The 18,663-nt window shown below is 70.6% G+C and carries 18 protein-coding genes; 12 read left to right on the top strand and 6 right to left on the bottom strand.

The genetic code is table 11. The features are described from left to right. The 3 genes from NXI30_12085 to NXI30_12075 form a co-directional block, all read right to left on the bottom strand. Entirely contained in the window at window positions 1–1,080 is a 1,080-nt protein-coding gene (locus NXI30_12085; GenBank protein ID MCR9094950.1) for an enoyl-CoA hydratase/isomerase family protein, read from the bottom strand. A 25-nt stretch (window positions 1,081–1,105) separates the two neighbouring features. Then, a complete protein-coding gene (locus tag NXI30_12080; GenBank protein MCR9094949.1) occupies window positions 1,106–2,647 on the bottom strand; it encodes an acyl--CoA ligase in 1,542 nt (513 codons plus the stop codon). Window positions 2,648–2,801: 154 nt separating this feature from the next. After that, window positions 2,802–3,101, bottom strand: a complete 300-nt coding sequence (locus NXI30_12075; GenBank protein MCR9094948.1) for a hypothetical protein — start codon at window positions 3,099–3,101, stop codon at window positions 2,802–2,804. A gap of 236 nt (window positions 3,102–3,337) precedes the next feature. Between NXI30_12075 and NXI30_12070 the strand changes: the two genes are divergently transcribed. The 8 genes from NXI30_12070 (at window position 3,338) to NXI30_12035 (ending at window position 12,980) form a co-directional block, all read left to right on the top strand. Further along, the gene (locus tag NXI30_12070) at window positions 3,338–4,714 is read left to right on the top strand and encodes a CoA transferase (protein MCR9094947.1); all 1,377 of its coding nucleotides are present in this window, start codon (window positions 3,338–3,340) and stop codon (window positions 4,712–4,714) included. Continuing rightward, the gene (locus tag NXI30_12065; GenBank protein ID MCR9094946.1) at window positions 4,708–6,102 is read left to right on the top strand and encodes an amidohydrolase family protein; all 1,395 of its coding nucleotides are present in this window, start codon (window positions 4,708–4,710) and stop codon (window positions 6,100–6,102) included. The genes NXI30_12070 and NXI30_12065 overlap by 7 nt, the downstream gene beginning before the upstream one ends. Before the next feature lie 119 nt (window positions 6,103–6,221). Beyond that, window positions 6,222–6,719 carry a Spy/CpxP family protein refolding chaperone gene (locus NXI30_12060; protein ID MCR9094945.1) on the top strand — a complete coding sequence of 166 codons (498 nt, stop codon included), beginning with the start codon at window positions 6,222–6,224 and terminating at the stop codon, window positions 6,717–6,719. A gap of 88 nt (window positions 6,720–6,807) precedes the next feature. Then, window positions 6,808–7,521, top strand: coding sequence for a response regulator transcription factor (locus NXI30_12055; GenBank protein ID MCR9094944.1), 714 nt, complete (start codon window positions 6,808–6,810; stop codon window positions 7,519–7,521). Between the two features lies 1 nt (window position 7,522). Then, complete coding sequence (locus tag NXI30_12050) at window positions 7,523–8,773, top strand: HAMP domain-containing histidine kinase (GenBank protein MCR9094943.1); 1,251 nt, start codon at window positions 7,523–7,525, stop codon at window positions 8,771–8,773. Window positions 8,774–8,846: 73 nt separating this feature from the next. Beyond that, complete coding sequence (locus NXI30_12045; GenBank protein ID MCR9094942.1) at window positions 8,847–10,025, top strand: hypothetical protein; 1,179 nt, start codon at window positions 8,847–8,849, stop codon at window positions 10,023–10,025. After that, window positions 10,022–12,319, top strand: a complete 2,298-nt coding sequence (locus tag NXI30_12040) for an alkaline phosphatase family protein (GenBank protein MCR9094941.1) — start codon at window positions 10,022–10,024, stop codon at window positions 12,317–12,319. Before NXI30_12045 ends, NXI30_12040 begins: the two co-directional genes overlap by 4 nt. Window positions 12,320–12,359: 40 nt before the next feature. Then, window positions 12,360–12,980, top strand: coding sequence for a lipocalin family protein (locus NXI30_12035; GenBank protein MCR9094940.1), 621 nt, complete (start codon window positions 12,360–12,362; stop codon window positions 12,978–12,980). 17 nt (window positions 12,981–12,997) lie between these two features. Here the strand turns inward: NXI30_12035 and NXI30_12030 are convergent, their stop codons facing one another. Beyond that, window positions 12,998–14,110: an LLM class flavin-dependent oxidoreductase gene (locus tag NXI30_12030; GenBank protein ID MCR9094939.1), complete on the bottom strand. Its 1,113-nt coding sequence runs from the start codon at window positions 14,108–14,110 to the stop codon at window positions 12,998–13,000. Window positions 14,111–14,222: 112 nt separating this feature from the next. Between NXI30_12030 and NXI30_12025 the strand changes: the two genes are divergently transcribed. From NXI30_12025 to NXI30_12010, 4 genes are all read left to right on the top strand, one after another. Continuing rightward, window positions 14,223–15,005: an enoyl-CoA hydratase gene (locus NXI30_12025; protein ID MCR9094938.1), complete on the top strand. Its 783-nt coding sequence runs from the start codon at window positions 14,223–14,225 to the stop codon at window positions 15,003–15,005. Between the two features lie 3 nt (window positions 15,006–15,008). Beyond that, complete coding sequence (locus NXI30_12020) at window positions 15,009–15,656, top strand: DNA-3-methyladenine glycosylase I (protein MCR9094937.1); 648 nt, start codon at window positions 15,009–15,011, stop codon at window positions 15,654–15,656. After that, window positions 15,653–16,576, top strand: coding sequence for an EamA family transporter (locus NXI30_12015; GenBank protein ID MCR9094936.1), 924 nt, complete (start codon window positions 15,653–15,655; stop codon window positions 16,574–16,576). The genes NXI30_12020 and NXI30_12015 overlap by 4 nt, the downstream gene beginning before the upstream one ends. 150 nt (window positions 16,577–16,726) lie before the next feature. Continuing rightward, complete coding sequence (locus NXI30_12010; GenBank protein ID MCR9094935.1) at window positions 16,727–17,632, top strand: TauD/TfdA family dioxygenase; 906 nt, start codon at window positions 16,727–16,729, stop codon at window positions 17,630–17,632. A 121-nt stretch (window positions 17,633–17,753) separates the two neighbouring features. Here the strand turns inward: NXI30_12010 and NXI30_12005 are convergent, their stop codons facing one another. Together NXI30_12005 and NXI30_12000 are read right to left on the bottom strand one after the other, a co-directional pair. Continuing rightward, window positions 17,754–17,942 carry a hypothetical protein gene (locus NXI30_12005; protein ID MCR9094934.1) on the bottom strand — a complete coding sequence of 63 codons (189 nt, stop codon included), beginning with the start codon at window positions 17,940–17,942 and terminating at the stop codon, window positions 17,754–17,756. 243 nt (window positions 17,943–18,185) lie between these two features. Continuing rightward, on the bottom strand, window positions 18,186–18,455 hold the full coding sequence (locus tag NXI30_12000) for an RNA-binding protein (GenBank protein MCR9094933.1): 270 nt from the start codon (window positions 18,453–18,455) through the stop codon (window positions 18,186–18,188). Window positions 18,456–18,663 lie beyond the last annotated feature (208 nt).

The following is an 18,663-nucleotide window of genomic DNA, read 5'->3' as shown; positions in this document are numbered from 1 at the left end:
CTACGCGGGGTCGACATGCTGCCCGAGGCGCACCTCGTCGACCAGCCCCCAATCGAGGGCCGTCCGGGCGTCGATCCGTTCTCCGGACAAGCCGAGCCAGGCCGTGCGCTGTCGGCCGATCCGAAGCGGCAGACTGGCCGTCCCGCCGGCGCCGGGCACCAGTCCGAGCCCGACTTCGGGGAGCTGGAAGTACGCATCCTCCTCCGCGACGACCCGCCCGGTAAAGGCGGGCAGCTCGGCGCCCGCGCCGATGCACGCACCGTGCACCTCGACCCGCACCCGATCGGCGAGCTGCGAGAGCAGGAGCGCCGGGCTCCGCGTCGTTCGAATCGCGTGGGCCTCCGCCGGGTCCGGAAAGGAGCCGAACTCGTCGAGGTCGCCCCCGCTGCAGAACGACGGTCCCTCCCCCGAGAGCACGACCTCTTCGATCGAGGGATCGGCGAGCGCGAGCTGAAGCGCCTCGCAGAGCCCGTCGCGCATCGCGCGGGAGAACGCGTTGTGTTTTCCGGCGCGCACGAAATGGATCTCGAGGCGATCGCGATCGCGATCCATGCGCACGGCCGGCCCCGCATCCGACGCCTTCCTGCGCTTGCCCTTGCGCTTGCGCCAGGCGGAGAGCTGGCGCTCGAACTCGCTGCCCGATTGCAGGGTGGAGTAGACGAAGGACTCCGCGACGAGCGCCTCGTGGATCGTTCGCCGCGGCGCGCCGCGCAGCAGCTGCGCATCGGCGAGCGCGGCGACCGGCGTCGGTCGAAAGGCCTCGAAGAGGGCGACGACCGCCTCCTCCGACGCGAGGTCGACGTCGCAGCATGCCGCGAGTCCGTCCCGGACCGGCGCGTCCTCCGTCGGCGAGAGCGCGATCGTGACCGCCGGCAGGATCGGCAGGCGCTCGCGCAGCGACGCCCCCACCCGTTCCGCCTCCGCCTCGCTCGTCGCGCGCAGATCCAGGACCAGCGCGCCAGGCCCGGAGACGCCGTCTTCCCCGGCGAGGGGCGCGAGCCGCTCGCCGGCATCCGGAGCCAGGAGGAAGGCCCCGAGGCCCTCGGCCGAGAAGAACGGCGGCGCGACCGCGTGACCCATCTGCGGCCTCCGCCAGCGTCGCGAGCTAGTCGCCGCTGCCCGTCTCCTGGGCGAAGGCCTCGCGGACCTTGCGCCGGAGCAGCTTGCCCGTCTCGTTGTACGGGAGCTCGTCCCAGAAATCGATGCGTTCGGGCGTTCGCGACGAGCGCAGTCGATCCTTGACCCACTGCTGGAGCTCGGCGACCGAGGCTTCCTTGCCGGCCTTCAGCACGATGGCCGCCGCGACGGCTTCGCCCCACTGCTCGTCCGGGACGCCGATCGCGCAGGCATCGGCCACGGCCTCGTGGGCCAGGAGCACGTCCTCGATCTCGCCCGGCGACATGTTCTCGCCGCCGCGCACGATCACGTCGTCCATCCGGCCTTCGAGGAAGAGGTAACCACCCTCGTCGAGGTAACCGCCGTCGCGGGTGTTGAACCAACCCTCTTCGTCGAGAAGGCTGCCCTTGCCGCGGTACTCGCCGGAGACCTGCTCGCCGCGCACGAAGATCAGGCCGCGCTCGCCCGCCGGCAGCGGCTCTTCGGTGTCGACGTCGCGGATGCTGACCTCGATGGTCGGCAGTGGCTGACCCACGGAGACGATGCGCCGCCGCACCTCCGGCTCGTCGCTCGACATCGCGTCGCGATGGTCGTCGGGACCCAGCAGCGAGATCGTCGAGCTCGTCTCGGTCAGGCCGTAGGCGTTCGTGAAGTTGGTCCCGGGGAAGAGATCCATCGCCTTCTCGATCACCGACTGCGGCATCTTTCCACCGCCGTAGGCGAGGTTCCGCAGGTTGGGCATCCCCGCGTCCTTCTCTCCTTCGAGGGATTCGACGATCCGCGCGAGCATCGTCGGCACGACCATCGCGTGGGACACGTTCTCCCGACGCGCGGTCGCGATCCAGCTCTCGGCGGTGAAGCTCGGCATCTGGACGACCCGACGGCCGGAGTAGACGGCGCTCACGATCCCGGCCATGCCGGCGACGTGGTAGGGAGGGACGCAGGAGAGCGACGCGTCGTTCTCGTCCGCCCCCATGAACTCGACGGAGCCGAGTACGTAGGACACGAGGTGCTTCTGGCGAAGGACCGCGGCCTTGGGGGCACCGGTCGTCCCGCTCGTGAAGAGCAGGATCGCCGTGTCGTCCATGTCCATCGACCACGGTTCTTCGCGCGGCGCGGCGCCGTCGGCCCGCGCCGCCCTGAGCAGGTCGCCGGTCGTGAGCACCGAGACGAAGTCGCTCCCGTCTCCGGTGATCTTGTCCCCGAGCCGGGCCAGCCGGTCGGGCTCCGTCACCAGGCGCCCGGGCTGGAGCTGGCTCACGAGGGAGTCGAGCTCGGGGTCCGTCAGGCGGTAGTTGAGCGGCGCGAAGGGCACCCCGGCCCAGGACGCACCGAAGACCGCGACCGGAAGCGCGAGGCTGCTCTCGTCGAGCATCGCGAGATGCTTCGTCCGCCCGTCCGACAGATCCGCCGCGAGCGCCCCCGCCGCGTCGAAGAGCTGCTGATAGGTCAGCCGGTCGTCGCCATTCTGAAACGCGACGCGGTCCCCGAAGGCCCCCGCCGCCATCTCCAGAAGCATCATCAAGTTCATGATCGTCTCACAATGCGCCGCAGCACCCGCAACGCGTCATCCCAGAAGCTTCATGCGGGCGGAGGCGCAACCGAAGCACAACAGGCCGTCAGGGAGTCGGAAGCGGGGCTCCCCCCTTCCAACAAGAGCCAGCCTCCCCTGCCGTCTTCCGACGCTAGTCGGAGGACGGGAGGGGCTTGGCGCCCTTGATCTCCAGCGCCGTGCCGTCGACCGCGAGGTTCCCCTCGCCCGGCTTCGTGCAGAGGATCTCGATGTCACCGGCTTCGTTCGTGTAGCGCTTGCCCATCTGCGTCCCGCCCTTGTGGGCCGGGTCGAGTTCGCCCGCGCCGTCCGCACCGAGCTCGATCACGGGCGCGCCACCGCAGGTCAGGTTCACGTCGCCCTCGGGCGCAACGACCACCATCAGCTCCGAGCTGCACACCGCGCTCTTCAGTCGGCTACCGGCCTTCAACACCGCCATTCGATGACTCCTTGGAAATGATCGGATCGGTCGACCCTATTGCTGGATCGAGCGACCTTCGGGTTCGGTTGTTCCGGTCGGGTCGTGCCTGGGGACGCCGCCCCCGCTCTCCCGACCGCGCTTGAGCGATGGGCGAGCATACGGATTCCAGATTCCGAATGCTAACCTGCCGAGCCTTCGGAAAAGACATGCCGCATCCCTCCCAAGCGCCCGGAATCACTCACGGATCCGTGCCGACCACACCGGCCGGGCGACACGCCGAAACACTTCGCAGCACGCTCGCCGCGCACGACCTCGACGTCCCCGGGCCGACCGACCCGAAGCCGCTGGGAAGCGCCTCCGCCGCGGCGGATTGGGCCGCCTCCGGCGCCATGGCACTCAGCGGACCGAGGGACGGGCCGCCGCGCCTCGCGCCCGGCGCCGTCGCGAGCGCCGCGCTCGGCGCGGGGGCGCTCCTCGAAGCGATGTCGGCGGCCCTGGCAGCGGGTCGGCTCGATTGGCGCGGACTCCTGGGCGAACGCGCTGCAGGCTTCGGCCACACACGCCACGGGCGCACGACGGCGGGTGGCGCGGGGCGTCTGCTCCGCACAGCAGACGACTGGCTCGCGATCCAGCTGCCGCGCCTCGACGACTGGCGACTCGTTCCGGCCTGGCTCGAGATCGACCTCCCGGACGCGCTCCACGAGAGCGACCAGGGGTGGCGCGTGATCGAAGACGTCCTTCGCGAACGCGCCGCGGCGCCCGTCATCGAACGCGCGCGCTTGATCGGACTCGCGGGCGCGCCCGCGCCGCGCGCACCGCTGGCGACCCCCTCTTTCTTCTCGCTCTCGGGAACGACCGAAGGCTCGCCGCGCGAACGCCCGCTCCGCGTCCTCGACCTCTCGACCCTCTGGGCCGGCCCCCTCGCCACCTCGCTGCTCTCCTTCGCGGGCGCTTCCGTCCTCAAGGTCGAGAGTCCGAAACGACCCGACGGCGCGCGGCTCGGCCCGGCCGTCTTCTTCGACCGGATGAACGCCGGCAAGCACGGCGCGGCCCTCGACCTGCACGACGCGAGCGATCGGACGACGTTCGAAGCGCTGCTGAACGAGGCCGACCTCGTCGTCGAGAGCGCGCGACCCCGGGCGCTGCGCCAGCTCGGGTTCGACGCCGAGACCTGGGTCGCAGAGGTCCCCGGCCGGATCTGGCTCTCGATCACCGGCTATGGCCGCGCCCACGAATGGATCGCCTTCGGCGACGATGCGGCCATCGCGGCGGGACTCGGCTGGGCGCCCGGTGCGGCGGAAGACGATCCCTGCTTCTGCGGGGACGCGTTGGCGGATCCATTGACCGGCGTCCATGCGGCGGTCCTCGCCCTGGCCTGCGCGTCGAACGGGCGCGGCGGCCTGCTCGAGGTCTCGCTCCGGGACGTGGCGGCGCACTCCGCGGCGACGCCGATCGAGGCCGCCGAGATCGAGGTCGGTCGAGTGGGCGCCGACCATGTGATTCGGGAGGCAGGCGTGGAGACGCCGGTCGCGCCTCCGCGGATCCGCGAGGCGAACGGGACGGCGCCTCCCCTCGCACCCCCCTCGCCCGCGAGCCTCGACGCCTGGAGGCGCGGGGCATGTTGATCCGCGAGGCCGAGATCGATGGCGTCCGGCGCGACCTCCGGATCCGCGACGGACGGATCGTCGAGCTCGGTCGCGACCTCGACGCCTACGACGGGGCGAGCTTCGACGCGGCGGGACGGGCGCTGCTGCCCGGCCTCCAGGACCACCACCTCCACGTGCAGTCCCTCGCGGCCGCGCTCGCATCGGTGCGGTGCGGGCCGCCTTCGGTGCGCGATCGGGATGCGCTCGCCCAGGCCCTCGCGACCGCCTCCCCGATCGACGGCTGGATTCGGGGGGCCGGCTACTTCGAATCCGTCGCCGGGGAGCTCGATCGCGACGCGCTCGACGCCCTGCGTGACGACGTGCCGGTCCGCATCCAACACCGAAGCGGCGTGATGTGGTTCCTCAATTCGAGGGCGATCGAGTCCCTCGCGATGGGCCAGGACGATCGCCCCGGACTCGAACGCGACGACCGCGGTCGGATCACCGGGCGCCTCTTTCGCGCGGACGTCTGGCTCCGCGACCAGCTGCCCCCGGCGCCGCCTCCGGACCTCGCTCGAGTCGGCCGGCGTCTCGCCGCCTGGGGCGTCACCCGGATCACCGACTGCACTGCCAGCAACGGGGCCGACGACTACGCACGACTCGCCGCGGCCCATGCCTCGGGCGACCTGCCGCAACGACTCGAAGTGATGGGCACCCTCGGCCTCGAAGCGGACGACAGCGACGTCCCGGTCGGGGCGCACAAGATCATGCTCGACGAGCCCGCGCTGCCCGACCTCGACGCGCTCGTCGCCCGGATCCGCTCGGCCCACGACGCGGACCGGAACGTCGCCTTCCACGCCGTCACGCGCACCGAACTCCACTTCGCGCTGGCTGCCCTCGAAGCGACCGGCGCCCGACCGGGCGACCGCATGGAGCACGCGTCGGTCGCGCCGCCGGAGGCGATCCAGGCGATCCAGCGCCTCGGCGCGACCGTCGTGACGCAGCCAAACTTCGTCCGCGAACGCGGCGACGACTATCGGCGCGACGTAGATCCCCGGGATCAGGACCACCTCTACCGCGTGAAGAGCTGGCTCGACGCCGACGTCCCGCTGCGTTTCGGCACCGACGCTCCCTTCGGCGAGCCCGACCCCTGGGCCGCCCTCGAAGCCGCGGTCGAACGACGCACCCCCTCCGGACACATGCTCGGCGAAGACGAGCGGATCTTCCCGGAAGAAGCACTGCGCCGCTTCCTGCCGACCGACGGCTCTTCTCCGGCGGACGGACTCCGCGAAGGAGACGAAGCGGACCTCTGCCTGCTGGATCGTCCCTGGTCCGAAGCGCGGGACGCCCTCTCGCAGATCCGAGTCGTCCAGACCTGGGTCTGCGGCGTCCCGCTGCAGGTGGCGGACGACCCTTCGTCGACCTGACTTCACACATCTTTACAAAGCAGACATCGGCGAGAGAGATCCGACGCATAGCCTTCGATTCGTACCCAGGAGACCCCACAGGGGCCACCCCCCGGAGAGGGTCCAGCGGAGGAATCGCCATGACCGAACCGAGCACCGAACCCACGAAACGCAGCCTGATCGCCTGGCCGCTCTCCCTCGTCGCGATGACGGCCGCGCTGCTCCTGATGACCAACGTGGTGACCGGCTGCGGTGGCCACCACCGGGAGCGTCCGGACATCGACGAGATCAAGGAGCACGCCGCCGAGGGCGTCGAGCACGTGATGTGGCGCCTCGACGGCACCGACGAACAGACCGAGCGCATCCAGGCCATCGTCGCGGACGCCGTCGACGAGCTCGCCGCGGCCCACGGTCCGCGCGACGACCTGCGAACCGAGCTCGCCGCGCTGCTCACCGCCGATACGATCGATCGCGACGCGATGGAGGCACTTCGCGTGAAGCACCTCGATCGCGCCGAGCGCATGAGTCAGGTCGTGACCACGCGGCTCGCCGATGTCCTCGAAGTCCTGACGCCGGAGCAGCGCCAGCGGGTCGAAGAACGCCTCGCGAAGCATCGCCGACGCCGCGGCTGGCACTGAGCGCACGTCGGGCGTTGCGAAGGGACCCGGCCCCTCTGGCCGGGTACCCTTCCGTTTCCGACCCCGCCGCCCCCGGCCTGGAGACACGATGACGGTCCGCGTGCTCATCATCGACGACGACGAGACGCTGTCGGCGATGCTCGAGGAGTATCTCTCGGGCCATGCTCTCGAAGTCGAGTCGCGGGCACGCGCGGACCTCGGCCTCGAAGCGGTCGAGACGGATCGCTTCGACGCGGTGATCCTCGATGTGATGCTCCCGGACCTCGATGGCTTCGAGGTCTGCCGTCGGATCCGCGAATGCTCGGCCATTCCCGTGGTGATGCTGACGGCGCGCGGCGACGAGACCGACCGGATCGTCGGACTCGAGATCGGCGCCGACGACTACCTGGCGAAGCCGTTCAGTCCCCGCGAGCTGCTGGCCCGGATCCGCGCGGTCCTCCGCCGCACCCAGGTCGCCGACGAGTCGGCGAAGCCGAAGGATCGCCTGCGCTTCGGCCGGCTCGAGATCCTGCGCGACGCGCGGGAGGTCCTGCTCGACGGCGAGCGCTGCGCCCTCACCTCCCACCAGTTCGCGCTGCTCTGCCTGCTCGCCGAAAACGCCGGGCGGGTGCTCTCGCGGGACCAGATCATGCAGGGGCTCCGCGGACACGCCCTCGAAGCCTTCGATCGCAGCATCGACAACCACGTCTCCCGCATCCGGGCCGCGATCGAAGACGACCCCAGGCAACCGCGCCGCCTGCTGACCGTGCGCGGCGCGGGCTACGTCTTCGCACGCCGTCAGGACGGCGACTCGGGCGACTGACGTGCGGCGGCTCTATCTGCAGTTCTGGCTCGCGCTGATCTTGGTCCTCGTCCTGCTGATGATCGGGATCGGGCTGCTCGTCTGGGCCTTCGATCGCGACCGTGATCCCAACGAATGGCTCGGCGAGCTCGAGACCTTCGCGGAGTCCGTCCTGCCGCCCGCGGATGCGCCGGTGGCCGACCTCGAGCGCGTCGTCTCCGCATTCGCAGAGCCCCTCGAGATGAATCTCTCCGTCTTCGATCGCGACGGGACGCCCCTCGTCCAGATCGGGGAGTCGATCCCGCTCCCGCCCGGCGAGGGCAGCCGCTTCATCGACCGTCCCGGTCCACACGGCTTTCTTCTATTGCAACTGAGCGACGGGCGACGCCTCGCGATCGACGACGACCGCGATCCCCGCCGCCCGATCGCCCCCCTGCTGGCCGCCCTCGCCCTACTTGCCGCGGCGACCGCGATCGCCGCCCTCCCCCTCGCGCGACGACTCACCCGTCGGCTCGAGCGCCTCCAGTCCCACGTCGACACGTTCTGCGCGGGCCGGCTCGACCACCGGGCCCCGATCGAGGGACGAGACGAGATCGCCGACCTCGCCCATGCCTTCAACGCGAGCGCCGACCGGATCGAGGCCCTCGTCCAGGACAAGACGCGACTGCTCGCGAACACGAGCCACGAGCTCCGCACGCCCCTCACCCGCGTGCGGATGGCCCTCGAGCTCCTGCGCGACGGGCCGCGCGAAGAGCTCCTCGATCGGATGGACCGGGACATCGAAGAGCTCGACGACCTGATCGGCGAGCTCCTGGTCGCAAGTCGACTCGACGCGCCGGAAGCCCGGATCGAGCGCGGTCCCGTCGACCTGCTCGCCCTCGTCGCCGAGGAGGCCGCGGGGCGCGCCGATGTGGAGGTCGGTGGAACGGGGGGCGCCGTCGAGGGCGATCGGCGCCTGCTCCGTCGGCTCACCCGGAACCTGATCGAGAACGCGCTGCGACACGGCGACCCACCGGTCGACGTCGAGGTCGCACAGACGTCCGACGGCGTCCGCCTGACCGTTTCCGACCGCGGGCCGGGCGTCCCGGAGGCGGAACGCGGACGGATCTTCGAGCCCTTCTACCGGCCCGAAGGCGAGGCCAGCGCCGAGGGCGGAATCGGTCTCGGGCTCGCCCTCGTCCGCCAGATCGCGGAGCGCCACGGCGGCTCGATCCGCTGCGAGGGGCGCGAGGGGGGCGGCACCCGCTTCGTCCTCGAGCTCCCGGCGCGCTGAGACCGCTGCCGATCCTGGAAAGCTCAAGATCTGCGGGCGCCTTGCCGATTCCTTGCACGAGAAGGAGGCGGTCTTGCCGATGCTCGTGCGATCGACTTGGGGACTCGTGTGCGTGGCGATCGCCGTCGGGGCGGTCGGATGCAGCCGAACGCCGGACGAGGATCCGAGACTTCGCGAGCCCCTACTCGTCGTGGAGGTCGGTGCCCTGGCCCCGCTGCTCGAGGCCGCTGGCACACTCGTGGGGACACCGGTCGCGCGACGCGCCACGGCCCTCCAGGAGACCCTCGACGGGTGTGAGCAGGCGGGCTTCGTGCTCGACGCGGCCCCCGACGACGACACACTTCCCGAGGCGACCTGCCTCGACGACACGACCGGCGAAGCCGCGGAACGCATCGCGTTCGCGAACACGCGACGGGGTACGGCGGAGGGAATCCTCCTCTGGCCGGTCGGCGAGCGCGGACGACTCGAGCTCACCCTCGCGACCTCCGCCGAGGGAGGCGTCGACCTCGATGGCTTCCTTCGACCTTCCGACGAGGGCACGCTCGATCTCCTGATCCCCTCGGCCGAGGCACCGGCCGACCCGGCCCTGCGCGCGGCGGACGCCCTCATCTACGCACGCCTCCGCCCCGCCGGCGGACTCCACCTCGCCCGGCTCCTGCCCGAAGGCGGTCAGGCCGATCGGATGTTCGCGCTCAAGGGCCGTCTCCTCGAAGGCGCCCTCCTGCGCGGCACCGTCGAGCTCGCGTTCCTCCCGCCGCGGGGAGAAGAGGACATCCCGCTCGCGATCGGTGCCCTGCACCACCGCGGCGCCGGTCCGATTCGCACGGCCCTCGACGAGGCGTTGACCCAGCTCGAATCGACCTGGCCGATCCGACGCACGCCCAAGCGCTTCACGCTCGCCGATGGAGGGGAGAGCGACGGCGCCTGCTTCGACCAGCTCCCGCTGCTTCCGGGGCTCGCGCCTTGCTGGGCGGTGACCCCGGAAGCCCTCGTGATCGCCTGGCAGGAGCGCGCCCTCGCCGCGGCCCTCGGTCCGCCCGACGTGGCCAGTCCGACGCGCGCGACCGCGGGTGACGGCGCGCACGCGTTGACCGTGGACCTCGCGCGCATCGCCCGCGACGACCGGGCCCGGCCCGGCGCGAATCCGAACGCGCCTCATGCCGGCGACCTCTTCTCTGCGTTGACGCTCGATCTCATGCCGGAAGCCGAGGGCGTCCGTCTCCGCGCCCGGCTGGTGGGGGTCCATCGATGAGCCGCCTCCCGGTCTTCGCCTCCGCGTCCCTCCTCGTCCTCGCGCTGATCGGTTGTGTCGATCGAGCGAACGAGGAGCACGCCGCGCAGGTCTGCAACGCCGTCGACGAGGAGCGCTTCGACGAGGCGCTTCGTCTCTCGGAGACCGGAGCGAGCGCCCGAGGTGCCGGCCGCCGGATTGCCGAGTGCCGTTGTATCGCGCAGCTCTCGACGGGGGACCGCGCCGGCTGCGTCGCACTGCTCGACCCGCTCCTGCGCGAGCCCGCAGCCCACGACTGGGTCCCGCACCCGGTGCTGACCGGCATGATGCTCCGGACCTGGCGCGCCACCGGCGTCTACGGCGACGGCGCCCGCCTCTCCCGGATCGCCGCCGAGCGCTACCCGGAACACGTCGACCTCCTCCAGCTCGAGCTCTCGCTACGTGCCCAGGTCGAGGACGAGGCCCGCGTCCTCACCGACATCGCGGAACGCCTCGACGACGATCCCCTCTGGACCGCCCAGCGCGTCGTCCTCTCCCTCGCCTGGGCCCGGCGCATGGACTACGCGCGGGCCGTCGACGTCCTCGGAGAAACTCCCCCCGCAATCGACCATCGATACGCGCTGCCCTGGTACGAGGCGCGGATCGCTGCGCTCGCTCGCGACGGCGACGGCGAGGCGGTCCGCGCGACCTTCGCCGACTGGCGCGACGCGGGCTGGGACCCGATCGACCTGCAGGCACGTTATGCGCTCCGCGTCTCCGTCGATCACCTGGCGGACCCCGATCACTCGGCCCTCGAGCTCCTTCGAGACGCGCTCGAACACGTCGACGCGATCCAGGATCGCAACGTCGTCTGGGGCCTCTACCGCCGCCTGATCGGCGAATACCTGGGCTGGGGTCAGCCGGAGCGCGCCCTCGCCCTCTACGACGTCGCCATCCAGCGCGTCCCGCTCGAGGGCATCACCCGGGAGGAGATCGAGCGTGCGGTCCATCGCGGTTCCGCGGACTACGACCCCGACGCCCTCGCGACCCTGATCCTCGAAGCGCCGCCGGAGGCGATCGGAGGACGCTGGCGACTGAACCCGGAGCCGGACCAGGCGCCGGACGTCGGCTACCGCGCGATCCCGATCGACGGCGAGGCGCCGCAGCGGACCACCACCCGCGTCGGCGATCATCCGACGCGCTGGGTCCTCGAAGATGCCGAGGGACGCCTGCGCGCGTCGGGCTCGGCCTGGCCCTCACCGGGCGCCGAGATCCGCATCCGCGCGGAGCTCGCGTCGCCGACGGCCGCTCCCACTCACAGCGCGGCCACGGAGCGCGCCCCGGCCGACGGGCGACGCCGGGTCTTCGCCATCCTCGCCGACTGCGCCGATTGGCGGCTGACGGAATACCTGCGCGCCCGCGGCGATCTGCCCTTCCAGGACCACCTCTTCGCCGAGGGTCACCACGCCGTCCTCGAAAGCATCCCCGCCTTCACGGCCGCGGCGATGCAGGCCCTCGTCCGACCGGCGAAACCCCAGGCAGCACCGGGCGCCTTCGCGCGCATCCACGAGCTCGGCCTCGAGCTCGCGGGGCTGGAATCGATCGGCCGCAATCCCGTCGGGTTCCTGTCCTGGATCCTGCCCGAGCGTCCCGATCTCTTCGAGACCCTCGGCGCAGGCCCCGTCGTCACGGCGAACATGCTCCTCACCCACGGCAAGCTCGACGTCGGACGCCAGGCGGAACTGATCGGTCCCCACGGCCATCGCGAAGATCTCCCCGCCCCCCGCGCCTACCGTGCCCTCACCCCGGCAGAGCGCTCGCGGCACCCCGCCCTCGACGTCGGCGCCGACACGCGGAAGTTCGCCCAGACGATCGCCGCCGAGATGGATGCCGCCGAAGCGATCGCGCGCGAAGGGCGCGTCGACTTTCTCTTCCTGCGTCTCGAGGCCCTCGATCTCCTGACCCACAGCGGATTCAGCGAGATCGACGGCAAGGGCCAGGACGACGGACGGGGCTCGCTGCTCTCCGCCTATCGCTACATCGACGAACGCCTCGCCGCGCTCCACGCCCTGCTCGACGAGGACGATTGGTTCGTCTTCCTCTCGGACCACGGGATCCGCTCCGCCATGCAGCACGAGGAGGACGCGATCTTCGTCGTGGTCGGAGAGGGCGTGCCGGCGGGGCGTGCCGAGGGCAAGCCGGCGCTGCGCGGCGTACCGAAGGGACTCGCGGCGATGCTCGGGGTGCCGACCCCCTGGCCGGACACCGGGGCGATCACCTGGCTCGAGGCGGACGACAGCCGAAGCGAGCCTTCCACCATCGCCGCGCACCGCTAGGGTTCCGTCGACGCGCTTTCTGCGCGTGGATGGAGACGGCATGCCCCTCACTTCACGGTTGCGAGCCCTGCGCACGGTCCAGCGTGGCTCCCTCGTGGTTCCGCTGTCCACGCTTCTCTTCCTGGCGTTCACGAGCGCCGGCTGCCTCACCTCGCAGGGCGTCGGTCCGAATGCCGACGTGCCGCTCGAGACGGTGGAAGCCGTCGACCTCGAGCGCTTCGCGGGCACCTGGTACGTGATCGAGAACATCGGTCTCTCGGCCGAGGAAGGCGCCCACGACGAGGTCGAGACCTACACGCTGCGGCCCGACGGCAAGATCGACATCGCCTTCACCTTCCGGGACGGCGCCTTCGACGGCCCCGAGAAGTCGATCCCGCAGCTCGGATGGGTCCACGACGAGGAGACGAACGCCGAGTGGCGCGTGCGCCCCTTCTGGCCGCTCTCCCTCGCCTACCTGATCATCGATCTCGACACCGACTACGGCTGGACCGTGATCGGCCATCCGTCGAAGCGCTGGGTCTGGATCATGGCCCGCCAGCCGACCCTCGACGAGACGGTGCTCGCCGGGATTCGTGGGCGCCTCGCCGACGTCGGGTACGACGTCGACCGCCTCGTCCGCGTCCCCCAGCGGCCCCTCGACCAGCGCGAGCCCGGCAAGTGACCTCGACCTGATCCGGCCTAGCGGAAGCGGGGGATCACCTCGGACCCGAGCAGCTCGATGGTCCGGAGCGCGGCCTTCTGCGGGACGCTGCCCATCTGGATCAGGAACATGATCTCGTCGGCGCCGGCCTCGACCAGCCGCTCCACGTAGCCGATCGCGTCAGCGACGGTTCCGTAGGCGTGGTTCGGGTTGTAGAGCCCGGTGGCCTCGGTTCCGGCCTCGATCTTCTCCTCGTGGAGATACGCGACGAGCGCCTCGCCGGCGTTCTTCAGGTACTCGGCAGCATCCTCGTCCTCCGGCGGCGAAGACGGCGCGGGGCCGCCCTGATAGAAGTGGTTGATCGACTCCGTGAAGAAGCGCTGGCCGCGATGGCCGATCGCGCGTGCCTCGGTCCCGTCGTCGAGGACGACCGCCGGACACAGGGCGGAGAGATGCTCGTTCGGCTGGAGCGGGATCTGCGTCTCCGCCGTCCTGCGCTCGACCGCCGCGCGGTAGACCTCGTTCTTCTTGGCGATGTCCTCGGGACCGCCGAAGCCCAGGCAGAGCGCGCCGAGCCCCCATTCGCCGGCCTGGTTGAGGGTCGACTCGCGCGTGCAGGCGAGGAACATCGGCGGATGCGGCTCCTGCATCGGCTTGGGATGGATCCGTCGTTCGGGCACGCGGATGATGTCGTTCTCGAAGGAATAGACGTCGCTGTTCCACATCTGCGGGATCATGCGCGCCGAGGTCTCGAGCTGGCGATCGATGTCGGGGATGTCGACGTCGAAGGCGCCCGCCTCGGTCTCGGTCCCGCCCTTGCCGATCCCGAAGTTGACGCGGCCGTTCGACAGGACGTCGAGCATCGCCACCCGCTCGGCCACCTTGATCGGGTGGTTCATCTTGAAGGGGAGGCACACGACGCCGTGTCCGATCCGGATCGTCGAGGTCTTGCCGGCGACGAACGAGAGGAAAGTCTCCGGGGCGCTCATGTGGGCGTACTGGGTCAGGCAATGGTGTTCGACCGCCCAGATGCAGTCGAAGCCCATCTTCTCGCCGAACACCGCCTGCTCGACGCAGTCGTGGAGCACCTTCTGCTCCGACGCCTTTCCGGTGTCGACCATCTGCGCTTCGAAGATCATCGAAAATTTCATCGCGGGACTTCCTCCTGCGCGCCTCCTGCGGCGCCCCTTCGATGGTGCCACGCGGAACCGGCGCCGCCAGCGCGATTCCGGGACGCCGGAACGGCTTCGCTATCGTCGCGCGATGCCTGGACAGATCCGCGTCGAGAAGGATGGCCACACTGCCACCGTCGTCTTCGATCACCCCGAGCGCCGCAACGCGATCACGACGGCGATGTGGCGGGAGATCCCGCCGATCTGCCGGGAGCTCGATGCGGACCCGGAGGTTCGCGTCGTGATCCTTCGCGGCGGGGGCGACGTCGCCTTCGTCTCGGGCGCCGACATCTCCCAGTTCGAGGGGAGCCGGACCGGGGACAACGCCGCGAAATACGACATGGACAACGCCCTGGCCTGGTCCGCGATCGCGGGGATCGAGAAGCCCGTGATCGCGGCGATCCACGGATTCTGTGTCGGCGGCGGCTGCGCGATCGCGCTCTGCGCCGACCTCCGATACGCCGCCGACGACGGTGTCTTCGCCATCCCCGCCGCCCGGCTCGGACTCGGCTACGGCCAGGGCGGGCTCCAGAACCTGATCCGCGTCGTCGGTGCCGCGTACGCGAAGGAGATCTTCTTCACGGCGCGGCGCTTCGATTCGCACGAAGCCCTGCAGATGGGCCTCGTCAACCGGGTGCTTCCCAAGGCCGAGCTCGACGCCTACGTCCGCAAGACGGCGGAGACGATCGCCGACAACGCGCCGCTCACCCTGCGCGCCTCGAAGGTCGCCTTCCAGGACCTCGCGCGCGCCGAGTCCGAGCGGAAGCCGGACGAAGTCTCGGCTGCGATCGCCGACTGCTTCGCGAGCGACGACTACGCCGAAGGCGTGCGTGCGTTCCTCGAGAAGCGCCGACCCGAATTCCAGGGGCGCTAGCGCTTGGCGACGACGTCACACAGCGCGGACCCGCGGCGACGGTGCAGCTGGTGCGGTGAGCACGCCGACTATCAGGCGTACCACGACACCGAGTGGGGGTTCCCGGTCGACGACGATCGACGGCTCTTCGAGAAGCTCTGCCTAGAAGGCTTCCAGTCGGGCCTCTCGTGGCTGACGATCCTCCGCAAGCGAGACAATTTCCGGAAGGCCTTCTCGGACTTCGACTTCGACCGGATCGCGCGCTGGAACGAGCGAAGCGTCGAGCGGCTGCTGGGTGACGCCGGCATCGTCCGCCACCGAGGCAAGATCGAAGCGACCCTCGCGAACGCGAAGCAGGCCCGCGCCCTTCGGGCCGAGTTCGGCTCCCTCGCCGCGTTCTTCTGGTCCTTCGAGCCCGACGACGCGGACCGACCGACGCGCCTCGACGAGGGCAGCCTCCTCGCCGTCTCCCAGACCGACGCGTCCCGGGCCATGGCCCGCGCGCTCAAGAAGCGCGGCTTCCGCTTCTTCGGACCGACGACCGCGTACGCCTTCATGCAGTCGATGGGGATCGTGAACGACCACGCGGCGACCTGCGACACCCGCGCGGAGGTCGAGCGCGCACGGGCCTCGTTCCGTCGCCCACGACCGAAACACGGCGCGACCCCTTGAGCCTCGATTCCGTTCCGCTGTGGGCGGTGCTCGCCCTGATCGGCGGGATCGCCCAGACCACCCGGAACGCGACCGCCCAGACGGTCTCGGCCCGGGTCTCGCCCACCCTGAACAGCTGGTCACGCTTCGCCTTCTGCCTGCCGTGGGCGGCGATCGCGGCCCTCGCGGTCGGGGCGCGCTCCGGCTGGCCTTCGCTCGAGCCGACGTTCCTGGGCTGGTGCCTCGCCACGGCCCTCACGCAGCTTCTCGCCAACGTCGCCCTCGTCACCGCCTTCCGTCGCGGCTCCTTCGGCGAGTCCATCATCTTCCACAAGCTCGAGGTCCTGCTGACGGCGATCGCCGGCGCGCTCTTCTTCGGCGAGTCTCCGACCGCGATCGGCGCGGTGGGAATCGCGATCTGCGCGGTCGGCGTCGTCGCCATCAACCTCGCTCGCGAGGGCGCCGGGGGCGGCCTTCGTCGAGCGTTCCGCGTGGGCCCCGCTGGCGGGTACGCGCTCCTCTGCGCGATCCTGCTCGTCGCGGCGAGCTTCTCCCTCAAGCTGGCCAACGAAGCGCTCCGCGCGGCGAACCCGGAGGCGGACTTCTTCCAGGGTGCCGTCCACACGCTCTTCCACACGACCTGGATCGAGGTCGTGCTCCTGACCGCCTGGATCACCACCCGGGAGCCCGGCGCCTTTCGCGCCGTGCGCAGCCTGTGGCCGCGCATGCTGCTGATCGGGTCCGCGGGCTTCACCGCCAGCCTCTGCTGGTTCTGGTCCTTCTCGATCACGATCGTCGCCTACGCGAAGGCGGTCGGTCAGATCGAAGCGCTCCTCGCCGTCGCCCTGGGCATCCAGCTGATGGGCGAGCGCGAGCTCGTCCGCCAGCTGCCCGGCATCGCGCTCACGATGCTCGGAATCCTGCTGGTCCTGCTCGGCTAGCACGCGTCCCCGCCCGCTCGTTCGGGGGGCGGCCGCGATTGGCGGGCCACCGTCTCCCCACGTACGCTCGCACCTCCCTGCGAGGCCCCGGCTCGCTCGACCGATGCTCTCCCGGCCGCCCGTCGGCCGTCCCGTCAGGAGGCCCACCCGATGTCCGCAGCCCTCGAGTCCCATCGCCCGATCCACTACGGCCCGCGCCGGCACATCGCGGCGATTCGCGAACGCCTCGACGCGCTCTCCTTCGACCGGTTCGAGGCGATCCCGCAGAGCCCGTGCCTCGGGGCCGAGATCCGGGGCGTCGACCTCTCGAAGCCGATCGACGCCGAGCTGATCGCCGAGCTCGAGCGGGCCCTCGTCGAGTTCAAGGTGATCTTCTTTCGCGACCAGTCGATCTCGCAGGCCGATCACGCGAATTTCGCGAAGCAGTTCGGGGAGCTCGAGGTCCACCCCTTCCTGCCCGAAGGCGCCGCGCCGGAGGTCATCCGCTTCGCGAAGGACGAAGAGGTCGTCGGGGTCGAGAACAACTGGCACAGCGACGTCAGCTGGCGCGAGATCCCGAGTCTGGGCTCCGTCCTACGGGCCCACGAAGTCCCGATCGTCGGCGGCGACACGCTCTGGACCGACATGGAAGCCGTCTACGAAGGCCTCCCGGAAGAGATCAAGAAGGAGATCGATGGACGGATCGCCATCCACGACTTCGTACACACCTTCGGCCTCGCCATGTCCGAAGAGGACCGCGCCGAAAAGCGGAAGGAGTTCCCGCCGGCGCGCCATCCGATGGTTCGCACCCACCCGGTGACGGGGAGGAAATGTCTCTTCGTGAACACGATCTTCACGAGTCACGTCGAGGGTCTCTCCGCAGAGGAGAGCGACGATCTGCTCAAGCGGCTCTACCACGAGATCGAGGTCCCGGAGTACCAGGTCCGCTTCCGCTGGGAGAAGGACAGCGTCGCCTTCTGGGACAACCGTTCCACCCAGCACTACGCCTCGAGCGACTACTGGCCCCGCGAGCGCGTCATGGAACGCATCACCATCATCGGCGACCGCCCCGCCTGACGATCGGCCGGGGCCTCGCACGGGGGCCCGAGCGACCCCCAGACTCGCCGAGCGCCCGCAGGCGACGCTCCAGCCGCCGGCCCAGCACGGCCCAGCTCGCCGAGCGCCCGCAGGCGAAGGTTCAGTCCGTCTCCTCTTCCTCTTCGTCCATCGGCGGGAGAATGCCGTAGGCCTCCAGGTCCTCCTGGCTGGCCTCTCCGGACTCCTTCTCCTTCGCCTTGCCGAATTCCTTCTCCATGGCGCGCATCTCACGCTTGCGCGCAGCCTTCTCGGCCTTCTCGCTCTCGCGCTTGCGCTTGAGAACGCTCATTCGACTTGCTCGTGCCATCCTGCTTTCTCCTCTCTACGCGGCGCGGGCCCGTGGCCCCCCATCCGGGCGCCGCCTCCTCGGGGTCTCACCTGCGCCGTGCGGTGGCGGCGGGCCCTGCCCCTTCGTTCCATGTCGTTCCTGCTTCCCGTCCCGCTCCGAGGTCCGGGCGCGAGCAGCGCCGGCCGCTCGAAGAACGGTTCGTGCCATCCCTGGTCCGGGTGGCGGTGTCACCCGACGGGGCGACTAGCGGCGACCGCCTCCGCCGCGACGTTCCTGCGCCTCGTTGACCCGCAGGTTCCGACCGCCGAAGTCCGAGCCATCGAGGGCCTGGATCGCTGCGTCCGCCGCGGCGGGGTCCTCCATCTCGACGAACGCAAAGCCGCGCGGTCGGCCGGTCTCGCGATCCATGATCACGTCGACGCCCGAAACGCTGCCGTGGGTGCTGAAGGCCTCCCGCAGCTCTTCCTCGGTCGCGGAGAAGGGGATGTTCCCAACGTAGAGTCGCTTGCCCAATTCCAGTGCCCCCGCCGTCGCCGGACGCGACCGATCGAATCGGCCGGATCCCGCCCTCTGCTTCCGGAGGACGCCGCGAGCGGACCCGCTACGTGGCCGCCCTCCTTGGCCACACGGCGCAAGAATCTAGCATCGTGGGCGAGCGCGCGACATCGGCACCGCCGGGGTCGCCCGGTGGGCGCGAGGGTCGCCTGGAGGGGACGGAGAG

It is taken from the genome of bacterium, from assembly GCA_024742285.1.
In the GTDB taxonomy this organism is placed as follows: domain Bacteria; phylum Myxococcota_A; class UBA9160; order UBA9160; family UBA4427; genus UBA4427.
Note: the sequence above shows the minus strand (reverse complement) of the source record. Positions and strands in the feature narration are given on the sequence as shown.